Source organism: Macrococcus psychrotolerans, from assembly GCF_038095555.1.
GTDB lineage: Bacteria > Bacillota > Bacilli > Staphylococcales > Staphylococcaceae > Macrococcoides > Macrococcoides psychrotolerans.
In genome coordinates this window covers 308,520-325,621 of record NZ_CP124591.1, presented here as the reverse complement: position 1 = coordinate 325,621, position 17,102 = coordinate 308,520, and the positions used below count along the sequence as shown (strand labels likewise).

19 protein-coding genes are annotated in these 17,102 nt (G+C 37.2%); 7 read left to right on the top strand and 12 right to left on the bottom strand.

What is annotated here, in order from left to right:
* Window positions 1-194: 194 nt before the first annotated feature.
* From QA539_RS01715 to QA539_RS01685, 7 genes are all read right to left on the bottom strand, one after another.
* Window positions 195-665, bottom strand: coding sequence for a SepA family multidrug efflux transporter (locus QA539_RS01715; protein ID WP_413474895.1), 471 nt, complete (start codon window positions 663-665; stop codon window positions 195-197).
* A gap of 83 nt (window positions 666-748) precedes the next feature.
* On the bottom strand, window positions 749-1,687 hold the full coding sequence (gene ypfJ, locus QA539_RS01710) for a KPN_02809 family neutral zinc metallopeptidase (protein ID WP_219493778.1): 939 nt from the start codon (window positions 1,685-1,687) through the stop codon (window positions 749-751).
* A 120-nt stretch (window positions 1,688-1,807) separates the two neighbouring features.
* Window positions 1,808-2,815, bottom strand: a complete 1,008-nt coding sequence (locus QA539_RS01705) for a hypothetical protein (RefSeq protein WP_419895318.1) — start codon at window positions 2,813-2,815, stop codon at window positions 1,808-1,810.
* 78 nt (window positions 2,816-2,893) lie between these two features.
* Window positions 2,894-3,136 carry a hypothetical protein gene (locus QA539_RS01700; protein WP_419895317.1) on the bottom strand — a complete coding sequence of 81 codons (243 nt, stop codon included), beginning with the start codon at window positions 3,134-3,136 and terminating at the stop codon, window positions 2,894-2,896.
* A gap of 12 nt (window positions 3,137-3,148) precedes the next feature.
* Complete coding sequence (locus QA539_RS01695) at window positions 3,149-4,330, bottom strand: UTP--glucose-1-phosphate uridylyltransferase (protein ID WP_423245844.1); 1,182 nt, start codon at window positions 4,328-4,330, stop codon at window positions 3,149-3,151.
* A 9-nt stretch (window positions 4,331-4,339) separates the two neighbouring features.
* Window positions 4,340-4,846, bottom strand: a complete 507-nt coding sequence (locus QA539_RS01690) for a metal-dependent hydrolase (RefSeq protein WP_283722310.1) — start codon at window positions 4,844-4,846, stop codon at window positions 4,340-4,342.
* Window positions 4,847-5,006: 160 nt separating this feature from the next.
* A complete protein-coding gene (locus QA539_RS01685; RefSeq protein WP_419895315.1) occupies window positions 5,007-5,663 on the bottom strand; it encodes a hypothetical protein in 657 nt (218 codons plus the stop codon).
* A 125-nt stretch (window positions 5,664-5,788) separates the two neighbouring features.
* On the opposite strand from QA539_RS01685, the gene rarD reads away from it, so the two are divergent.
* A complete protein-coding gene (rarD, locus tag QA539_RS01680; RefSeq protein ID WP_219493771.1) occupies window positions 5,789-6,688 on the top strand; it encodes an EamA family transporter RarD in 900 nt (299 codons plus the stop codon).
* 65 nt (window positions 6,689-6,753) lie between these two features.
* On the opposite strand, the gene QA539_RS01675 is transcribed toward rarD, so the two are convergent.
* Entirely contained in the window at window positions 6,754-7,893 is a 1,140-nt protein-coding gene (locus QA539_RS01675) for a CynX/NimT family MFS transporter (protein WP_419895314.1), read from the bottom strand.
* A gap of 207 nt (window positions 7,894-8,100) precedes the next feature.
* Here QA539_RS01675 and QA539_RS01670 point away from each other — a divergent pair, with 207 nt between their 5' ends.
* The 3 genes from QA539_RS01670 to QA539_RS01660 all read left to right on the top strand — a co-directional run bounded on the left by QA539_RS01670 (window position 8,101) and on the right by QA539_RS01660 (window position 9,489).
* Window positions 8,101-8,364 (top strand): hypothetical protein, encoded by a 264-nt coding sequence (locus QA539_RS01670; RefSeq protein ID WP_041635795.1) that lies wholly within the window; start codon window positions 8,101-8,103, stop codon window positions 8,362-8,364.
* Between the two features lie 86 nt (window positions 8,365-8,450).
* Window positions 8,451-9,167 (top strand): SDR family NAD(P)-dependent oxidoreductase, encoded by a 717-nt coding sequence (locus tag QA539_RS01665; RefSeq protein ID WP_419895313.1) that lies wholly within the window; start codon window positions 8,451-8,453, stop codon window positions 9,165-9,167.
* A 10-nt stretch (window positions 9,168-9,177) separates the two neighbouring features.
* Window positions 9,178-9,489: a heme oxygenase gene (locus QA539_RS01660; RefSeq protein ID WP_099483850.1), complete on the top strand. Its 312-nt coding sequence runs from the start codon at window positions 9,178-9,180 to the stop codon at window positions 9,487-9,489.
* Between the two features lie 218 nt (window positions 9,490-9,707).
* Here the strand turns inward: QA539_RS01660 and QA539_RS01655 are convergent, their stop codons facing one another.
* Both QA539_RS01655 and QA539_RS01650 read right to left on the bottom strand, forming a co-directional pair.
* A complete protein-coding gene (locus QA539_RS01655) occupies window positions 9,708-11,060 on the bottom strand; it encodes a YjiH family protein (protein ID WP_423245835.1) in 1,353 nt (450 codons plus the stop codon).
* Window positions 11,061-11,302: 242 nt separating this feature from the next.
* The gene (locus QA539_RS01650; RefSeq protein ID WP_413474903.1) at window positions 11,303-11,803 is read right to left on the bottom strand and encodes a hypothetical protein; all 501 of its coding nucleotides are present in this window, start codon (window positions 11,801-11,803) and stop codon (window positions 11,303-11,305) included.
* 175 nt (window positions 11,804-11,978) lie between these two features.
* Between QA539_RS01650 and QA539_RS01645 the strand changes: the two genes are divergently transcribed.
* Window positions 11,979-13,106 (top strand): MFS transporter, encoded by a 1,128-nt coding sequence (locus tag QA539_RS01645; protein WP_099483848.1) that lies wholly within the window; start codon window positions 11,979-11,981, stop codon window positions 13,104-13,106.
* A 38-nt stretch (window positions 13,107-13,144) separates the two neighbouring features.
* On the opposite strand, the gene QA539_RS01640 is transcribed toward QA539_RS01645, so the two are convergent.
* Window positions 13,145-13,357, bottom strand: a complete 213-nt coding sequence (locus QA539_RS01640; protein ID WP_413474904.1) for a DNA-3-methyladenine glycosylase I — start codon at window positions 13,355-13,357, stop codon at window positions 13,145-13,147.
* Between the two features lie 160 nt (window positions 13,358-13,517).
* Between QA539_RS01640 and QA539_RS01635 the strand changes: the two genes are divergently transcribed.
* Both QA539_RS01635 and QA539_RS01630 read left to right on the top strand, forming a co-directional pair.
* Complete coding sequence (locus QA539_RS01635; RefSeq protein WP_413474905.1) at window positions 13,518-14,021, top strand: DUF402 domain-containing protein; 504 nt, start codon at window positions 13,518-13,520, stop codon at window positions 14,019-14,021.
* Between the two features lie 104 nt (window positions 14,022-14,125).
* Window positions 14,126-15,267, top strand: a protein-coding gene (locus tag QA539_RS01630) for an IS3 family transposase (protein ID WP_198479331.1) whose coding sequence is annotated in 2 segments (ribosomal slippage) — window positions 14,126-14,396 and window positions 14,396-15,267 — 1,143 coding nt in all. Because the reading frame shifts where the segments join, the coding sequence is not laid out codon by codon here.
* A 103-nt stretch (window positions 15,268-15,370) separates the two neighbouring features.
* Here QA539_RS01630 and thiC read toward each other — a convergent pair.
* Entirely contained in the window at window positions 15,371-17,086 is a 1,716-nt protein-coding gene (gene thiC / locus QA539_RS01625) for a phosphomethylpyrimidine synthase ThiC (protein ID WP_419895312.1), read from the bottom strand.
* Window positions 17,087-17,102 lie beyond the last annotated feature (16 nt).

The following is a 17,102-nucleotide window of genomic DNA, read 5'->3' as shown; positions in this document are numbered from 1 at the left end:
GACACGAGCGCTTAGACACGAGTAAAATCATGAAAAGATACCAAGAAACGGTTTTTGTTTCAGGGTGTCTTTTTGATTTTATCGAAGTGTCTGCTCGTAGAACGCCGTCAATAGGTCGTGACAGAAGTGTTCTGCCACAAGCAAAATTGAAAGGGTAGCTAGCAACCTATTGCTAGCTACCCTTCTTTATTTCATCATTTATCATCTTTATTATTCAAATCCACGCTATCAGGATAGAAGAGTTCTGTTAAATAGTATAGTGCACTAATAATCGCCAGTACGACAAGAAAATGTATTCTAATATGCTGATAATTAATATGCACACCGAAGTAAAATACCAGTGTCGAAAGACTTACTGCTATGATATGAAAATACCAGCCATGAAAAAACTTATTCTCTGGAAGCATACGCTTTAATTCGTCCATAATATATTCAATAATAAACAATAGTACGTAGCCGATGATTAAATATGAACCGTAATAAAAGCTGTTATCTATCACACTTTCATTATATGTAAACTCTGCAAGATGGAAATAAATAAGTAATCTACTGAGCCCATACATTCCGAAGAAAACCATCAATATAAAGGCTATTCCAGAAATTAACACTACAGATAGTACAAACAGGAGCGCCATCCAGGAAATATTCGGTCTCTTTAGTTTCACAATCCATCAATCCTTTACGTTAATGGGCGCTTATCAAAAATGAGATATACCCTTATAGAAGAGTATATCTCATTTTTCACTATTTAAAAGTCTAAACCCCTTGCTTTAAATGTATTCCCCTGACTAAAGTCTCCTGCTTCATAACCACGCTTAAACCAGTCCATACGTTCGGCACTAGAACCATGTGTAAAAGTATCTGGATTTGCACGTCCTAATGCATTCTTCTGAATTGTGTCGTCTCCAACTGCATGGGCAGCTTTAATCGCTTCTTCTAAATCTCCATCATCTGTATAACCCATTTCTTGTGCATGCTTTGCATAGACACCTGCAAAATAGTCTGCCTGCAACTCAACAGCAACAGAATATTTATTGTACTCAGTTTCAGATAATTGGTTTCTTAACTGATGGAATTTCGGTAAGATTCCAAGTTCATTCTGCACGTGATGTCCAACCTCATGTGCAATAACATAAGCCATTGCGAAATCTCCGGGCGCATCGAACTTCTGATCCAGTTCGTCCATAAAAGATAGGTCGATATAAATCTTCTGATCAACCGGACAATAGAATGGTCCCATTTGAGCACTTGCTTGTCCACATCCTGAACGTACTGCATCTGAATATAACACCATTCTCGGTTCAGTATAAGATTTATCATAATCCTGGAATATCTTATGCCAAACGTCTTCCGTATCTTTCAGTACAACTGATGCAAACTGTCCACGTTCATCTAAAGATTGTTCCGTCGCAGCGCCATCGTTCCCGGCATCCGTCTTAACGTTTCCTGTATCAAAAATATCATTGTTGCCATTATCTTGTTGCTGATTTTGTGTTTGCGTAGGTTGACTTTCACCACCCATGTAATCCATCGGGTTACCACCCAACAATACGATAACAATCATGACGATGATTCCTAAACATCCCATACCACCGCCACCGATAACCATCGGGCTGCCACCAGAAAAGCCACCAGAGCCTCTCGCATCTTCTACATTAGAACTCCCCTGTCTACCTTGCCATTTCATACGTCTTCCTCCTCATAGGCCGTTACTATCTTAAATATCATTACCCAAATTTCAATGCGCACAATCATTTATTTATGGAAACATTAAAAATGAGATTGGGGAATATCCCAATCTCCTATATCAATATTTTTTCAGTTCATCGACTGACGATAACCCTTTTGTAACAAGGTAATATTGTCCGGACTGTTTCTTTACATGGATAATCTCTTCATTAACGCGATTCCCATAACACTTTTGAACATAATATGTATGCTTTTTTCTATTCACATAATCTTTATGTAACCATATATGATCTTTAACGTTCGGGTAAATTTCAAAAGTGAGTACTTCACCGACATAGGCTTCATCTATATCTACAACTGCTTTATAATAATATTTTGCAGTGCTATGCTCGATTGTTCTTGTCAGTGATGTGAGTTTACTTTTATAAGATTTTCCATCTATTTCAAAGTCGAACTGCATCCCCTTTTCCAGTTGCTTATATAGCTCTTGATCCACTTCACCTGTAATGAAAGTTTCAGCTGCAGCAATTGTTACGATTGGAAACTGCTGTTTAGCATTTGTAAATTGCGGCAGCTGTTCTTTATTAATTTCACTTACTATTCCTGTTGTCTCGGAAGTGATTGTCAGCTGATCAACCGCTTCACTTGCCGCACTTTCCTTCGTTTTTAATATCTCAAGTTCATTTTTATGTTTCTCATACTCACTTATCAGCCAGTTCAGTTCTGCATTAATACGCGGGCTCGCAGATTGTTCAAATGCTTCTTGCTTTACAGCGAGTTGTCCTTCAATCTGATTGATTGCAATTAATTGATTATCAATCTTCAGACTTAACTCCTTTTCATTTGCGGCGATGGCCCTATCCTCATAACTAAAGAGCGCCTGTCCTTTAGTTACTTTGTCCCCTTGCCTTACATGAAGTATCGCTGGCCGTGATTGATTACCACGCTGAAAGTAAGGGATACGTGTCTGCCCTATCGTACCTTTAACTGTGAGATGATAGCGTTTCATATACTCGTCAACAAATAATGTTTCCTGCCGTCTACTCAAGAATGCATAAGCTGTTGCGATAAGTAATACAACAATGATACTGCTGAGTACTAGAGGTAATAACCATCGTCGTTTCATATAAACCCTCGCTTATCTATTGATATGCTTATATTGTACTGGAATTTATATGAATTTATCGTAAAAATATTGTAAAAATTACTTTAAGATTCTATCATCTTCAGATTTAATATGGGCATTTATATTAGAATGATCCTGCTTTTTTTGATGCTTGTAGTATTGCACGGTGAGCATCATTAATAACAATGCGGCAAATAGTGATACAAATCCCATCCACATCAAACCTTCGACATTAAATATATAATGATAACTGAGTCCAAGATTTATGGCTGCAATCAAAAGCATCATCAACATCACATAGATTGTTGTTTTATTTTTCAAATTGGTCACCTCTTATAGTCGACGTGTGCGCAACAAATCGTCGTAAGCTGTTGCGATGCTATCTTTTCCTTCTTTATTCTTCAAAGGACTGAACTCTTCATTACGATCAAACTGTACCGTCTTAAAGGTATCCGCATATTTGAATATATCAAAGTAGAACTTCTCAAACTTTAATGCTGTAGCTTCAATAACAGTAAAATTCTCATCTAACTGTGGCAGCTGTTTAATCGCCAAGTGATAAGGCATTTCACTTTGTGCATGATTCACAACAAAATCAAGCTTAAATATATGAATTCCGATATTCGCATTACGGAAATGATTCTCTTCTCCTTTAGGAAGCTCAGTATATTCAATGACTTGTTTTTTCCCATCCACTTCCACGACACGGCCGACACTTTCATTATCTTTTGCTGCAATCGTCTTTGTTGTAACATCTGCGTCACTTTCAACTGCATAGCCACAAAGTATCGGGTCCAGCACTTTTACTAGTACATTATCGATATTATTCATGTAAATATGTGTAACGCCTCTTTCTTGTAACAGCTTATTCGTACCTGATGCGTTCAATGCTTCAAAGATTCCACCGTTACCGTTCGGTGTTGTAAGCAGCTGTTTGTCCTCATTGAGTAATAGCTCTCCACCTTCACTCAATGCTACAATATTAGGTTGAATGAAGAAGAAGACATCCTGTTTATTCAATCCGAAATAATCATGCGCTTCAAAAAAAGCGATGGTTTCTTTATGGTTAATATCACTCGTCATAATGATCCAAGGTATTGAAACGTTCAAGCTTTCAATCAATGCTTTTATTTGTCTTGCCTGAAGTTCAAACAGACTCACACCGTCAAATTCAAATGTACCTTTCGGCCCATTATGCGCGAGACGTGTGCCTTGTCCACCAGCCATTAGAACTGCGGCAAACTTGCCTGCTTTAATGGCACTTTGTCCTAATTCATTCATATGTGCCAGCGCTTCAGTTGATTGTTCACTAATAATGGTTGTTGCGATATCCTGAACATCTTCCGGAAGCGCAATCTTTCGATGAACATAGACATCTTGATATAACTGATCTATCTTTTCAAAATCCTGAATGGATAACGTTTCTTCAAGTTTTTGTTTTTCAACTTGCGACAATAACTCCATCTGATTTAATAGTTGATGATGATGATATTTTTTTAAGTTCTTTTCCATAATAAAGCTCCTTTAATATTTTATCCAACTTATCGTTCTATGGATGATCTCATTATAGACAATATACATTGTCACAAGACTGAATGCCGTTGCAAGCGAGTGGTCTATAACACCACCTGTCTTGATTTTAAACGGAAATCTTATCTTTTTAGTCCACGGGAAGAATAGTGTCACGCCTGATGGTGTCATCATATCTAATATTAAATGACTCATAATCCCAAGATTAGCGCTGATAATATAAATATTCTGTACTTGAAGTAAGTATAACACTGTCGACACGAGCAGCATAAACAATATAGAATGTGTCACCGTTCTATGACCGAAGAGTACACGGATTAATGTACTGATGGGCCATATCCTTCTCCCTATTTTACTGCCTGCATGACAAATATCAGGAACAATACTAAAAAGTGCAGACGTTCCGATGATTGCTGCAAACTGACTGATATTATATGCGTGAGAAACCGCATAGTGCGTCCCAATGAATACACCACATGCGATATGAGTCTTTCCTGTCACGTATGTACCTCCATTAAATTTTATAGGTCTTTATTATAGTATAGATAACAAAGAAAAAACTATGACATCGCGAAGAGTTCATAGTTTTTGTCTATTGTTTAACCGATTGAGCGCCGCTCTTAAGATTCATACGCTGCTTAAATTGCTTCTCTCATTAATATTATTCATCTGTCGTGTCTTCATATTGGTTCGGCTGAACTGTTTGTGATTGTTCAGTTGAAGGGAGCTCAGTCGTAACGATTTCCGTTGTCGGCGTTTCCGTTGTCGGTGTCGGTGTTTCCGTTGTCGTTATCGGCATTTCTGTTGTCGGTGTTTCTGTTGTCGGTTGCGTCGACGGCTGTACGGTCTCTGGCCTTTTGTTTGTAGCTGTATGTGTCGAGTCCTGTGTTTGCGTAGATGGATTCAACTGATAACATGCACCATCTTTACAGTTATATCCTTCGTTCGTCAAATTATTCCAAGCTTTTGAATATTCCTTCGTCTCAGCTAATACTGCACACCCGGCACTTTCTCCACCACCGATAAGACAATTTCTAGAATCGTTATACTTTGTGGTATCAATATTATCCTGATCAACGGAGTCTTGATTAGAGGGGTGTGTTACTACTTGTTCTTCAGATGATTCAGGTGCAGCATTTTCTGTTTTGCTTTTTGTTTTATTATCGTTTTGTTCAGTAGTTTTCTTACTTTCTTTTTTTTCAGGGTTCACTTTAACTTCTACTTTAGGCGTTGATTCTTTGCGCTCTTTTTCTTGTCCATCATTACATGCTGTTAGTACTAACACACTCGTCAATATCAGCATTATAAGTCTATTCATTATGTCTCTCCTTAATAGCAATCTATTGCTCAGAATATTATAACACATTTTAAAAAATGTAAAGAACTTGCACATTGCTACATAATTTTGTGATTGCTATAATCATCATGTAAAGGAGTGAGATAATGGACAATACACAAAAAGGCGTTCTATATACAGCACTAGCATATCTTCTATGGGGAATCTTACCTTCGTATTGGCGTGCAGTGAGTAGTTTTAATGATTATGAGATTTTATTTCATCGTATTATCTGGTCATTTGTCTTCATGATCATTGTGCTTGCTGTAACAAAGAAGCTATCCCCTTTAGTCAAAGAAACGAAAAGTTTATTTAAGAGAAAACGTGAATTTATCGCACTTATTATCGCTAGCATCGTGATAACCTTCAACTGGGGTATATTTATCTGGGCTGTTAATAATAATCATGTGCTGCAAGCGAGTCTGGGCTACTATATCAACCCATTGATGAGCATTGCTCTTGGATTTCTCTTTCTGAAAGAACGCTTTACCAGAACAGAGACACTGGCCATTCTACTCGCTGCAATTGGTGTGCTCTATATGACATTCTCTGTTGGAACATTCCCTATTGTTTCAGTCACGCTGGCACTGAGCTTTGCGTTATATGGCTTAATGAAGAAGGTAGTCAATATTAATGCGCTTTATAGCATTACACTAGAAACATTCTTTATATTACCTATCGCTTTTCTTGGTATCGCATTATTAACCACAGACCAAAAAACATATTTCGGAAATAACTTTGAAAGTTTTCTAATTCTATTTTCCGGTATCGTAACTGCGATTCCTCTTATTTTATTCAGTGCCGGTGCAAAGCGTATTCCACTTTCTCTTGTTGGATTACTACAGTATATCTCACCAACACTTATCTTACTCCAAGGTGTTTTTATGTTCGGCGAACCCTTTACATTGACACATGCGATTACATTCAGCTGTATTTGGAGCGGCTTGATAATATATAGTTTAAGCAAGTGGGTACAATACAAGAAATCCAGAAAAATAAAATTGTAAAAACCTAGACGCTGTTGCGTCTAGGTTTTAATTTATGATCAAATCATTATCGCTATGAACAAGCATTATACATATTCATTCTTACTAGCAATCATACCAAAGATAAACATACAGATAGCGATAACATAAAACATTATGAAACTTGTCGTATAAGTTCCTGTCATATCATTTAAGTATCCCATCAAGACCGGTCCAATCCCTGCAATAAGGTAGCCAACCGATTGGCTGAAACCTGACAGCTTGATTGCATCTTCATTTGTACGAGCACGCAATGAGAAAAATAGCATACATAGACTAAATGCTGCTCCTCCAGCAAGACCGGTTGCAATCATTCCAATCACAATTAATACGATATGATTAAACTGCAAGGCCGTGAAACCTATTAAGAAGAGTATCGTAAGAGCAATCACTAACGGACGTTGATTGTTCATCTTCATTGCGATGACAGGCATCATAAATGTCATCGGAAGCTGTGCAAATTGATTTAACATCAGCATATATCCCGCTGTTTCCTGTGATACACCGTAATGAATCAGTATTTCAGGAAACCACGTCACAGTACTGTAAAAGTTCATCGACTGAAATCCCATCATCAGTGCAATTGCAACAGCTAACTTAGAGTGATAAATTTTACGTCTGCTTACCGAAAATTCTGGCTTTGGATTATGCTTTAACTGTGGCAGCCATACGATAAGCCCAATTACCGAGGGAATAATCCAGAATCCTAATGCGAACTGATAACCGTAATCGTTATAATGTGATAGAGGTACACTTAATCCGCCGCCAATTCCTGCTGTTAAGTTCATCGTAGCGGCAAATACACCCGTCATCAGTCCGATATGTGCTGGAAAGCGCCATTTAACAAAGCTTGGTAGTATCACATTTCCTATGGCAATACCTGTACCAACGAGCATCGTTCCTATGATAAGCCATGTTAGGTTTGGAATAATACGGATTATCAGTCCACTTAACAGTAGTAACATTCCCGCAAACAACGTCATACTCATGCCAACCTTTGCGCTTATTTTCGCGACGAAAGGCGATACGATACCAAACATAATGAGTGGAATTGTAGTCAGTCCCCCAAGCATCGTATGATTTAATGATAAGGTATCTCCGATTTCAGAAATAATCGGACCAATTACTGTTAATGGTGCGCGCAATGTCGCCGCAACGACAATCACTGCCGCTAATAATAAAAACATAGACTTATATCTCAATTCATCAAATCCCTTCATTGTATATGATAATCAATTCCTACAAGTTTTTTAAGATAAATCAACAAATAAACACTAATTTCTTTCATTAAAGATGAATTTCGTTTAAATTCATCTAATCACATCAATTTATTTGAATATACTGATAAAAAGCGTTATATTTATGGTATAAAAACGATAAGGATGTGTTTAGAAATGGCAATGAGAATTACTAAAGACGACAAAGAAGTAAATATTAAATGGCGTGTTGCTGATATCACTATTCCAAACGAAGATATTTTAAGTGTTAAAGAAGATACGAATATTTACGCAACTGCTGAAGAAGCGAGCGACGAAAAGATCGTACGTATCGGCTCTACTTTCGGTAAAACAAACCGAGTGCTTTTAGACACAAAAGACAAGAAATACATTATCTACACACATAACGATAAAAAAATCATTAACGAATTAAATAAATAATGCCATCAAGAGGGTTTGACATCTGTCACCCTCTTCTTTTTCACTACAAGCTATCAACTTATCATTACTTATAGAGGAGCAATATCATGGAAAGCTTAAAAAACAAAACAGCACTTATTACAGGCGGTTCGAGAGGTATCGGTTTACAGATCGCTAAGGCGCTCGCACATGAAGGTGTACATATTGCGATTACAGGCCGTAACATCGATCATCTAGAATCGGCGGTGGACTCACTTTCCCAGTTTGATGTAGATGTAACTGCGATTGTATGTGACAGTGCAAACAAAGACGATATTAAAGCAGCTGTTGCACATACACTGGAAACATTTGAACGTATCGATATATTGATCAATAATGCAGGTATTATGCATAACAGCTCATTTCTCACAACAACTGAAGAAGACTTAAATAAGATGATGGCTGTAAATGTGTATGGCCCGTTTCATTTTATGCAGGAGGTTCTGCCACATATGATCAATCAGCAGTCAGGTGACATCGTCAATATGAGCTCAATGTCCGCTGTAAATGCCGGCCCGACTTCAAGTGCATACTCTGCAAGTAAATTTGCATTATCAGGATTATCTGATGGTGTTATGAGAGAAATGCGTCAGCACAACATTCGAACGTTCTTGATTCATCCTTCTGCCGTATTAACAGACTTAATCGGTGAAGTATCGCTCGACCCTGAATCGATGACACATCCAGAAGATATTGCTGAAGTCATCGTTTCGCAGCTTAAGATCAACCGCAGAACATTTGTACGTACGAATCAAATATGGGCAACAAACCCAACAAAACTTTAGGAGTGATTTCATGTATATCGTAACAAATAGAATTAAAATGAAAAAAGGATTCGCTGAAAAGATGGCACCGATGTTTACAAAAGGTGGCGCAATCCAAGAATTAAAAGGATTCCATAAAATTGAAACATGGTCTATTCAGAACTTAGAAGATCATGACGAACTTTATGTCAATACATGGTGGGAAACGTTAGAAGACTTTGAAGCATGGAAAACGAGCGATGCCTTCAAACAGGCACATTCACATGGCGGCGATAAACCTCAAGGAGAATCACCAATGCTTGGTTCAGAAATTGTCATCGCAAAGCTGGAAACAGAAATTTAAGAGCATTATATATAGAAAAGAGGACAGGAAATAAAGCATTTCCTGTCCTCTTTTCGTGATTTTACTCGTGTCTGAGCACTCGTGTCACGACCTTTTTTTTGACGGCGCTCCACGAGCAGACTCTTCGACAAAATCAAAAAGATTGCTTGAAACAAAGAACGTTTCTTGCAATCTTTTCGTGATTTTACTCGTGTCTGAACGCTCGTGTCACGACCTTTTTATATACTAAATAGTAAATGTCCCATTAACACGATAATCGGTAAACAGATGATTGTTCTCATCAAGAAGATAACAAATAGCTTAGGTAAGCTTACCGGTATTTTAGAGCCTAATATAACACCACCCACTTCTGATAAATAAATCAGCTGAGAGATACTTAGCGCACCGATAACAAAACGTGTAAGATCATATTCAGAATCTGTAATAAGTATTGAAGGTAAGAACATATCTGCAAAGCCAATCAATATTGTCTGAGATGCTGCAACTGCATCAGGGATCTGAAGTAACTCTAATAAAGGTACGAACGGCATTCCAATCCACTGGAAGAACGGTGTATACTCAGCAATGATTGTTGCTGCTGTACCGATACACATTACGACAGGTAGTACCGCAAACCACATATCTCCTACTGTTTTAAATCCTTGGTACCAGAATGTTTTAAATCCAGGTGCTTTAATTGCAGTCTTAGTCGCATTTTCGTACCCGTAGCTGATGACATTATGATTATCAGGAATCACTTCCTCTTTAATTTCAGTCGTTCCATCAGCATAATGATCCGGAATCTTCGATAACGGCCAAATACGCGGCATAATCATCGCTGCAACTAAACATGACACAATAACAGTTCCATAGAAATAGAAGAAGTGATTCATTAGTCCAATCTGTTCACATACAACTATCGCAAACGTGATTGACACAACGGAGAAGCTTGTCGCAATGACTGTTGCTTCACGTCTCGTATAGAAATTCCCATCATATTGTTTAGATGTAATCATAACGCCTACAGTCCCATCTCCAATAAATGAAGCTAAATTATCCACTGCAGAGCGTCCCGGTAATGTAAAGAGGGGACGCATCACCTTAGAGAACATCGGTCCAAGAAATTCCAGTAATCCATAGTCCATTAAAAATGGCAGAAATAATCCCGCAAAGAAAAATACAGCGATTAGTGTCGGTAATAATCCACTATATATGAGCTGACCTGTATTTTCAGTATCAACAAATGGGACTTTCATTTTAAAATAGACAATGGTTGCAAAAATGGCACCCATAAGACGAATAATAAACCAGATCCAGTTCACCTCGAACAGTTGTTTGAAATAACTCGTCTTCGGATGGTTAATAAAACTAAAGTAAAATGTTAGTAACGTAGAAAGAATAATAACGATGAAGATTAAAGTTGGTGTGAAATTACCGAGAGTCGATAACAGCCACTTTGCTAAAACTGCAACGGGCAAACTCGTCTTACCTTCAACATTGAGTGGCGTTAAAAATAAGAATATACCGATAAGACTAGGAATGATAAATTTAAACTGCCCCATCTTACCCGTTTTGTTATCAGAATGCATCATAATACCCTCCATTTTTTATACGCAAAAGTTAATATTTATTCATTTTAGCATATAAGATAGTGTACGAAAAGAAGAATTTCCGATCGTTTATCTTTTATACTTCTAATCTTTTAAAACATTTCTTCATTTTATACGCATAAGTGTCTTGTTTACATTCATATAAGCGTTATCTCATAAAAAAGTCCTCATAAAATTTACACTCCTGCGTATCTTCTATAAGGGCTTTTTTACACTTCTAGCTGCTATTTTATTTCTTTATAATATAAATTCTTATGCGGTATATTAGGATGTAAATACATATTTCCCTTGAGCAGTATCCAGTCGTTCTTATAATAGAATGCATTGGCACCGATATCATGTACATCACTCGTTAAATAGTACTTTCCTGGTGGCAGTGCATCTAATAACTGTGTACCGATCCCGTTCTTATGGAAGTGCTTATCTACAGCGATAGAAACGACTTCAAATGCACCATCAAGCATTCCTTGCTGTGCGGGTGACAAAAACTGGTCCAGTAACTGTCTATAAAACTGATCGCGTCCGCTCGTATAACCGTATAAATAACCATCGATTGTCCCAAGTTGTGTACTAATAAAGCATCTAAATCCTGGATGCTCACTCAGTTTTAAAATATCATTGCTCATTTCCCTTAACGGTCTACGGTCGTTAAAGTTTGTCAAATAAATTTCTGCTATGCGGTCAACGGCATCTTGTAGGTCTACTTGTGTAATCTGTCTAATCATCTTGACCACTCCTTCCAATTATGAAAACCTTTTCATCTTCATTATGCAATTTTTTCGTACAATTGACAATGAACAATACCGTTTATCTGAATATTTTATTTTAATTTCTTATGCGTGTTTAATTTATCAAATATTGGTATAATCTTAATGCATTCAAACATTGAAAGGATCTATTATGTCAAAATTCAAACTCTTTACTTTTATACTTAGCGTATTTGTAGTGGGAATGGTAGAACTCGTCGTTGCGGGTATTCTCACTTTGATTAGCGATGATCTGCATATCTCTCGCGCACTTGCCGGCCAACTTGTCACGATCTATGCATTTACAGTAGCAATTAGCGGTCCAATACTCGTCAAACTTACTGAACGCTACAATCCAAAATGGGTACTCTTAATTAGCATGATCATATTTATTATCGGTAATATAATCAATGCTGTAGGTAACGATTTCTGGATCGTCGTCATCGGTCGTATCATCGCATCCGCAGCATCCAGTATCATTGTCGTGAAGTTGCTTGCCCTCACTGTAATCTTGAGCGACCCCCGAGAGCGAGGTAAGATGCTCGGTCTTGTCTATATCGGTTTTAGCGGTGCAAATGTATTTGGTGTTCCAATAGGGACAAAGCTCGGTGAAATGCTCGGATGGCGTGCAACATTCTGGATGATTGTACTTGTAAGTGTTATTGCAACAATCCTCTTAATGTTCCAGCTTCCTAATACAATTAAGACATCAGAAGATGAAGATAAATCTTCAAAACTGCTCTATCCGAAAGAAGCTGCAAAGTATATCGGTATCACCTTCTTTATATTAGCCTCTAATTATATTGTATTCACTTACATCAGTCCGATGATGTTAAATGAAGGATATACGTTAGAACAAGTTTCGATTCTACTGTTTGTTTGTGGTATCGGAAGTATCGCAGGCACGAGCTTCGGCGGCAGAATGGCTGATAAAATGGGCAGCAGAAAATGGTTATTGATCGCATTAACGATGTATACGTTGTCTATCTTTCTATTTAAATTATCATTACCTGTATTTGCATTGTTACTTATCGTGATGCTCATCTGGAATATATTTGAATGGAGTACGAACCCTGCAATTCAAATCGGGATTATTAAACAGGTTAAAGGAGATTCCAGCAGTATTATGGCGTGGAATATGAGTGCGCTCAATGCTGGTATAGGATTTGGTGCACTTATTGGAGGCATCATTATCAATAATTTTGATGTTGCGATTACACCTTATGTTTCAATATGTTTAGCAGTGATTTGTATCGTCCTCGCCTATACTATCAAAAGATAAAAAGTGCTGAACCCATAGGTTCAGCACTTTTATTTATTCTATTTCAGTTTATCCTGAATAATACCAATTGCACCGAGGTACCCATATATAATAACAGGCCCTACAAATTTAACTACCGGCATACCATTCGTAAAGTGCCATATATAACGATCGAACGTTCCATACTGCTCCCTTACTTCCATAAATACCTGTACATTACTCATTATACTGAGTACTTTCAAACGATTACGTATCATTCTTACGATTTCCACTAATATTACTAGATAGTTATCAGAATCGTGTTACAGCTCATTTAAAGTTTCGTAAATGTTTACCAATACTTTATAAATATTCTTTCTCTCACTATGCAAAGGCTTACAATTCATATTATAATTGGATTTGTACTTCACAATAAGATAAGGAGGTTCATTGTTGGAACAGTTAAAGATTAAATCCCACAAATATCCACATCGACCTCACATCGAGGTAGAAGGTACCCTGATAAAAGAAACAGATGAATACTTTCTTGTCATCTGTGATGAAACGACAATACTCCGACACTTTATTAGAAATATTGATATTCCATTGCAATATGAAACGCTCCATTTTCTTTCAAAAATCCACGGATATTCTGTTTCTATCGCTTTAGATAAGACTTATCAGCCGGTCAAGATATTTTGTAACATTTCTTCTCCTTGTGAGCGCGATACAGATGGGAACATTGCTTATCTAGACTTAGATCTAGACTATGTGAAGACAGATAGTGACGAATGGATCCTTAGAAATAACGATATGTTCCTGGAAAATAGTGCAAAGTTCAACTATCCATTTCAACTCGCAAATTTCGCACTCGTTTCTTTACAAGAACTGAAAAATAATATTGAAGCAGATAAATTTCCTTTCAATGTACAAAATTTCAATGACTATATAAAATAAAGCACCACCCCGGTCTGGTGCGCTAACCCCATGATATGGGAGTAAAATAAAAACACTTTCGTTGAATTCATATTAAAATGAATTTATACGGAGGTGTTTTTTCTATGAAAAGAGTGGCATATTCAGTTGAAATAAAATATAAAGTAGTAGAAATGAAACTTAAAGGATATAGTACAAGAGAAATAATGGATGCTTTAAATATTAAAAATGAATCTCAAGTTAAAGTGTGGTGGAAATGGTATAGAAATGGGGAAACACATAGATTCAATCAACAAGTAGGTAAACAATATTCCTACGGAAAAGGAAATGAAGAATTGAGTACTGTTGAGACGCTAAAAATTGAATTAAAGCGCAAAGAAGTAGAAAATGAAATTTTAAAAAAGTACAAGGAATTGGAAAGGAAGTGGTCCCAGAGGTAGTTGTTGAATTAGTAAATGAATTGAAATCTAAATATACAGTGAAAGTCATTTTAGAAACTTTAGATATTCCAAAATCAAATTATTACAGATGGAAAAACAAAGATTTCAGTATATCTGAGGATGAACGAGAAATTATAGAACTATGTAAGAAACATCGTTTTACATATGGTTATAGAAAAATAACTGCCTTGTTAAATAGAAAAAATAATAAACCAATTAATCACAAAAAAGTACAAAGGATTATGCAAAAACATAATTTAAATTGTAAAGTACGAATGAAAAAATCGAAAAGACCAGGGAATGCATATTATAAAACACATAATCTATTAAATAGAAACTTCAAAGCAGAGAAACCTTTAGAAGTACTTTTAACAGATATCACTTATTTACCCTTCGGGAATACAATGTTGTATCTTTCATCTATCATGGATGCTTACAATGGTGAAATTGTGGCATATAAAATCGGTAATAAACAAAATCAAGAATTAGTAAATGAGACATTAAAACAACTTCAATTGGAACCAGGTACTATATTACATAGTGATCAAGGAAGTGTTTATACTTCTTATGAATACTATGCCCTATGTACAGAAAAAGGCATTACCAGAAGCATGTCCCGTAAGGGAACGCCAGCTGATAATGCCCCAATAGAATGTTTTCATGCCTCTCTAAAGTGTGAAACATTCTACTTAAACAGTGAGCTTAGAAGCTCTAATACCATTGTAATAGATATTGTCGAAAATTACATTGAAAACTATAATAAAGTTAGAATTCAACAAAAACTAGGCTACTTATCCCCTATAGAATATAGGAAATTAGCAGCCTAGAAAATAGTGTTTTTATTGAGCTCCCTTAGTAAGGGTGCAGTGCCCTGGTATAAGGGTGGTGCTTTTATATATGAATAAACTGCGCTCCGATTCACAGCAAATTCTAAGAGTAAATTTCACTACCTTGTGCTTTGAATTTATCAGCCATTTCCTGCATTCCTTTATCTTTACGTAAATCATGGGAAATACGCATCGAACAGAATTTAGGTCCGCACATACTACAGAAGTGTGCGACTTTCGCCGCTTCAGCAGGTAGTGTTTCATCATGATATTCCTTCGCACGTTCTGGATCTAGCGACAAATTAAACTGATCGATCCAGCGGAATTCAAAGCGTGCCTTACTGATAGCATTATCTCGTTCATCAGCACCTGGTAAGCCTTTCGCAAGATCCGCTGCATGTGCAGCAATCTTATATGTTACAACACCTGTTCTTACATCATCTTTATTCGGTAGTCCGAGATGTTCTTTCGGTGTAACATAGCATAGCATCGCTGTTCCGTATGAACCGATGTTTGCAGCGCCAATCGCTGATGTAATATGGTCATATGCAGGTGCAATATCTGTCGTCAATGGTCCTAACGTATAGAATGGTGCTTCATTACAATAGAAATCTGCAAGTTCCTGATTCTCTTTGATCTTATGAAGCGGCACATGTCCTGGTCCTTCTATCATCACTTGAACGTCATGTGCCCAGGCAATCTTCGTTAGTTCACCAAGCGTCTTCAGTTCCGCCAACTGACTTTCATCGTTCGCATCATAAATTGAACCTGGTCTTAAACCATCACCAAGTGATACTGCAATGTCATAAGTCTTTAAGATTTCACAAATTTCTTCAAAGTGTGTGTATAAGAAGCTTTCTTCATGATGAGCTAAACACCACTGTGCCATAATCGAACCTCCACGTGACACGATACCAGTCAGACGATTTACTGTCATCGGCACATACCTTAACAATACACCCGCATGAATTGTAAAGTAGTCTACGCCCTGTTCAGCTTGTTCAATCAACGTATCTCGATACACTTCCCACGTTAAATCTTCAGCAATGCCATCCACTTTTTCTAATGCTTGATAAATAGGTACTGTTCCAACAGGTACCGGTGAATTTCTCAGTAAATATTCACGTGTCGCATGAATATTCTTACCTGTAGATAAATCCATAATCGTATCGGCTCCCCAATGTGTCGCCCACACCATCTTTTCAATCTCATCTTCGATAGATGATGATACTGCAGAGTTTCCGATATTCGCATTAACCTTCACTTTAAAGTTCTTACCAATAATCATCGGTTCAGATTCTGGATGATTAATATTGTTCGGAATAATTGCTCGCCCTCTTGCAATCTCACTACGTACAAATTCAGGATCGACGTTCTCACGAATCGCGACAAATTTCATCTCTTTCGTAATGATTCCTTGCTTTGCATAATGCATCTGTGTCACGTTTTTGTCATCACGCGCACGTTTTGGATCATACTTAAATGGCGTCTCTACAAACTTATTATGCGTGATATCTTTAAAACCATTATCAACCGCAAGTACTCTGCGTCCTGTATATTGTTCTACATCGTCACGGCTATCAATCCATCGTTCACGTAATTTAGGGATACCGCGCTCAACATCAATATTATATGCATCATCGTGATATACACCACCCGTATCGTAGACAACAACTGGTGCATTGGAAGTAGTGCCTTGATCTGTCACAGTATCCGTTAATGTAATTTCACGGAAAGGTACTTTAATATCCGTATCCTCGCCCTTACCCGCTCTAAAGATTCTCTTACTTGCTGGAAATGACTTCTTCAAATTTACCATACAAAAAAACCTCCTA

Coding starts and splice junctions, on each gene's coding strand:
- ypfJ (WP_219493778.1), bottom strand. CDS start 1,687: ATGAAATGGCAAGGTAGACAGGGGAGTTCTAATGTAGAAGATGCGAGA.
- QA539_RS01705 (WP_419895318.1), bottom strand. CDS start 2,815: ATGAAACGACGATGGTTATTACCTCTAGTACTCAGCAGTATCATTGTT.
- QA539_RS01685 (WP_419895315.1), bottom strand. CDS start 5,663: ATGAATAGACTTATAATGCTGATATTGACGAGTGTGTTAGTACTAACA.
- rarD (WP_219493771.1), top strand. CDS start 5,789: ATGGACAATACACAAAAAGGCGTTCTATATACAGCACTAGCATATCTT.
- QA539_RS01675 (WP_419895314.1), bottom strand. CDS start 7,893: ATGTTTTTATTATTAGCGGCAGTGATTGTCGTTGCGGCGACATTGCGC.
- QA539_RS01670 (WP_041635795.1), top strand. CDS start 8,101: ATGGCAATGAGAATTACTAAAGACGACAAAGAAGTAAATATTAAATGG.
- QA539_RS01665 (WP_419895313.1), top strand. CDS start 8,451: ATGGAAAGCTTAAAAAACAAAACAGCACTTATTACAGGCGGTTCGAGA.
- QA539_RS01660 (WP_099483850.1), top strand. CDS start 9,178: ATGTATATCGTAACAAATAGAATTAAAATGAAAAAAGGATTCGCTGAA.
- QA539_RS01655 (WP_423245835.1), bottom strand. CDS start 11,060: ATGATGCATTCTGATAACAAAACGGGTAAGATGGGGCAGTTTAAATTT.
- QA539_RS01650 (WP_413474903.1), bottom strand. CDS start 11,803: ATGATTAGACAGATTACACAAGTAGACCTACAAGATGCCGTTGACCGC.
- QA539_RS01645 (WP_099483848.1), top strand. CDS start 11,979: ATGTCAAAATTCAAACTCTTTACTTTTATACTTAGCGTATTTGTAGTG.
- thiC (WP_419895312.1), bottom strand. CDS start 17,086: ATGGTAAATTTGAAGAAGTCATTTCCAGCAAGTAAGAGAATCTTTAGA.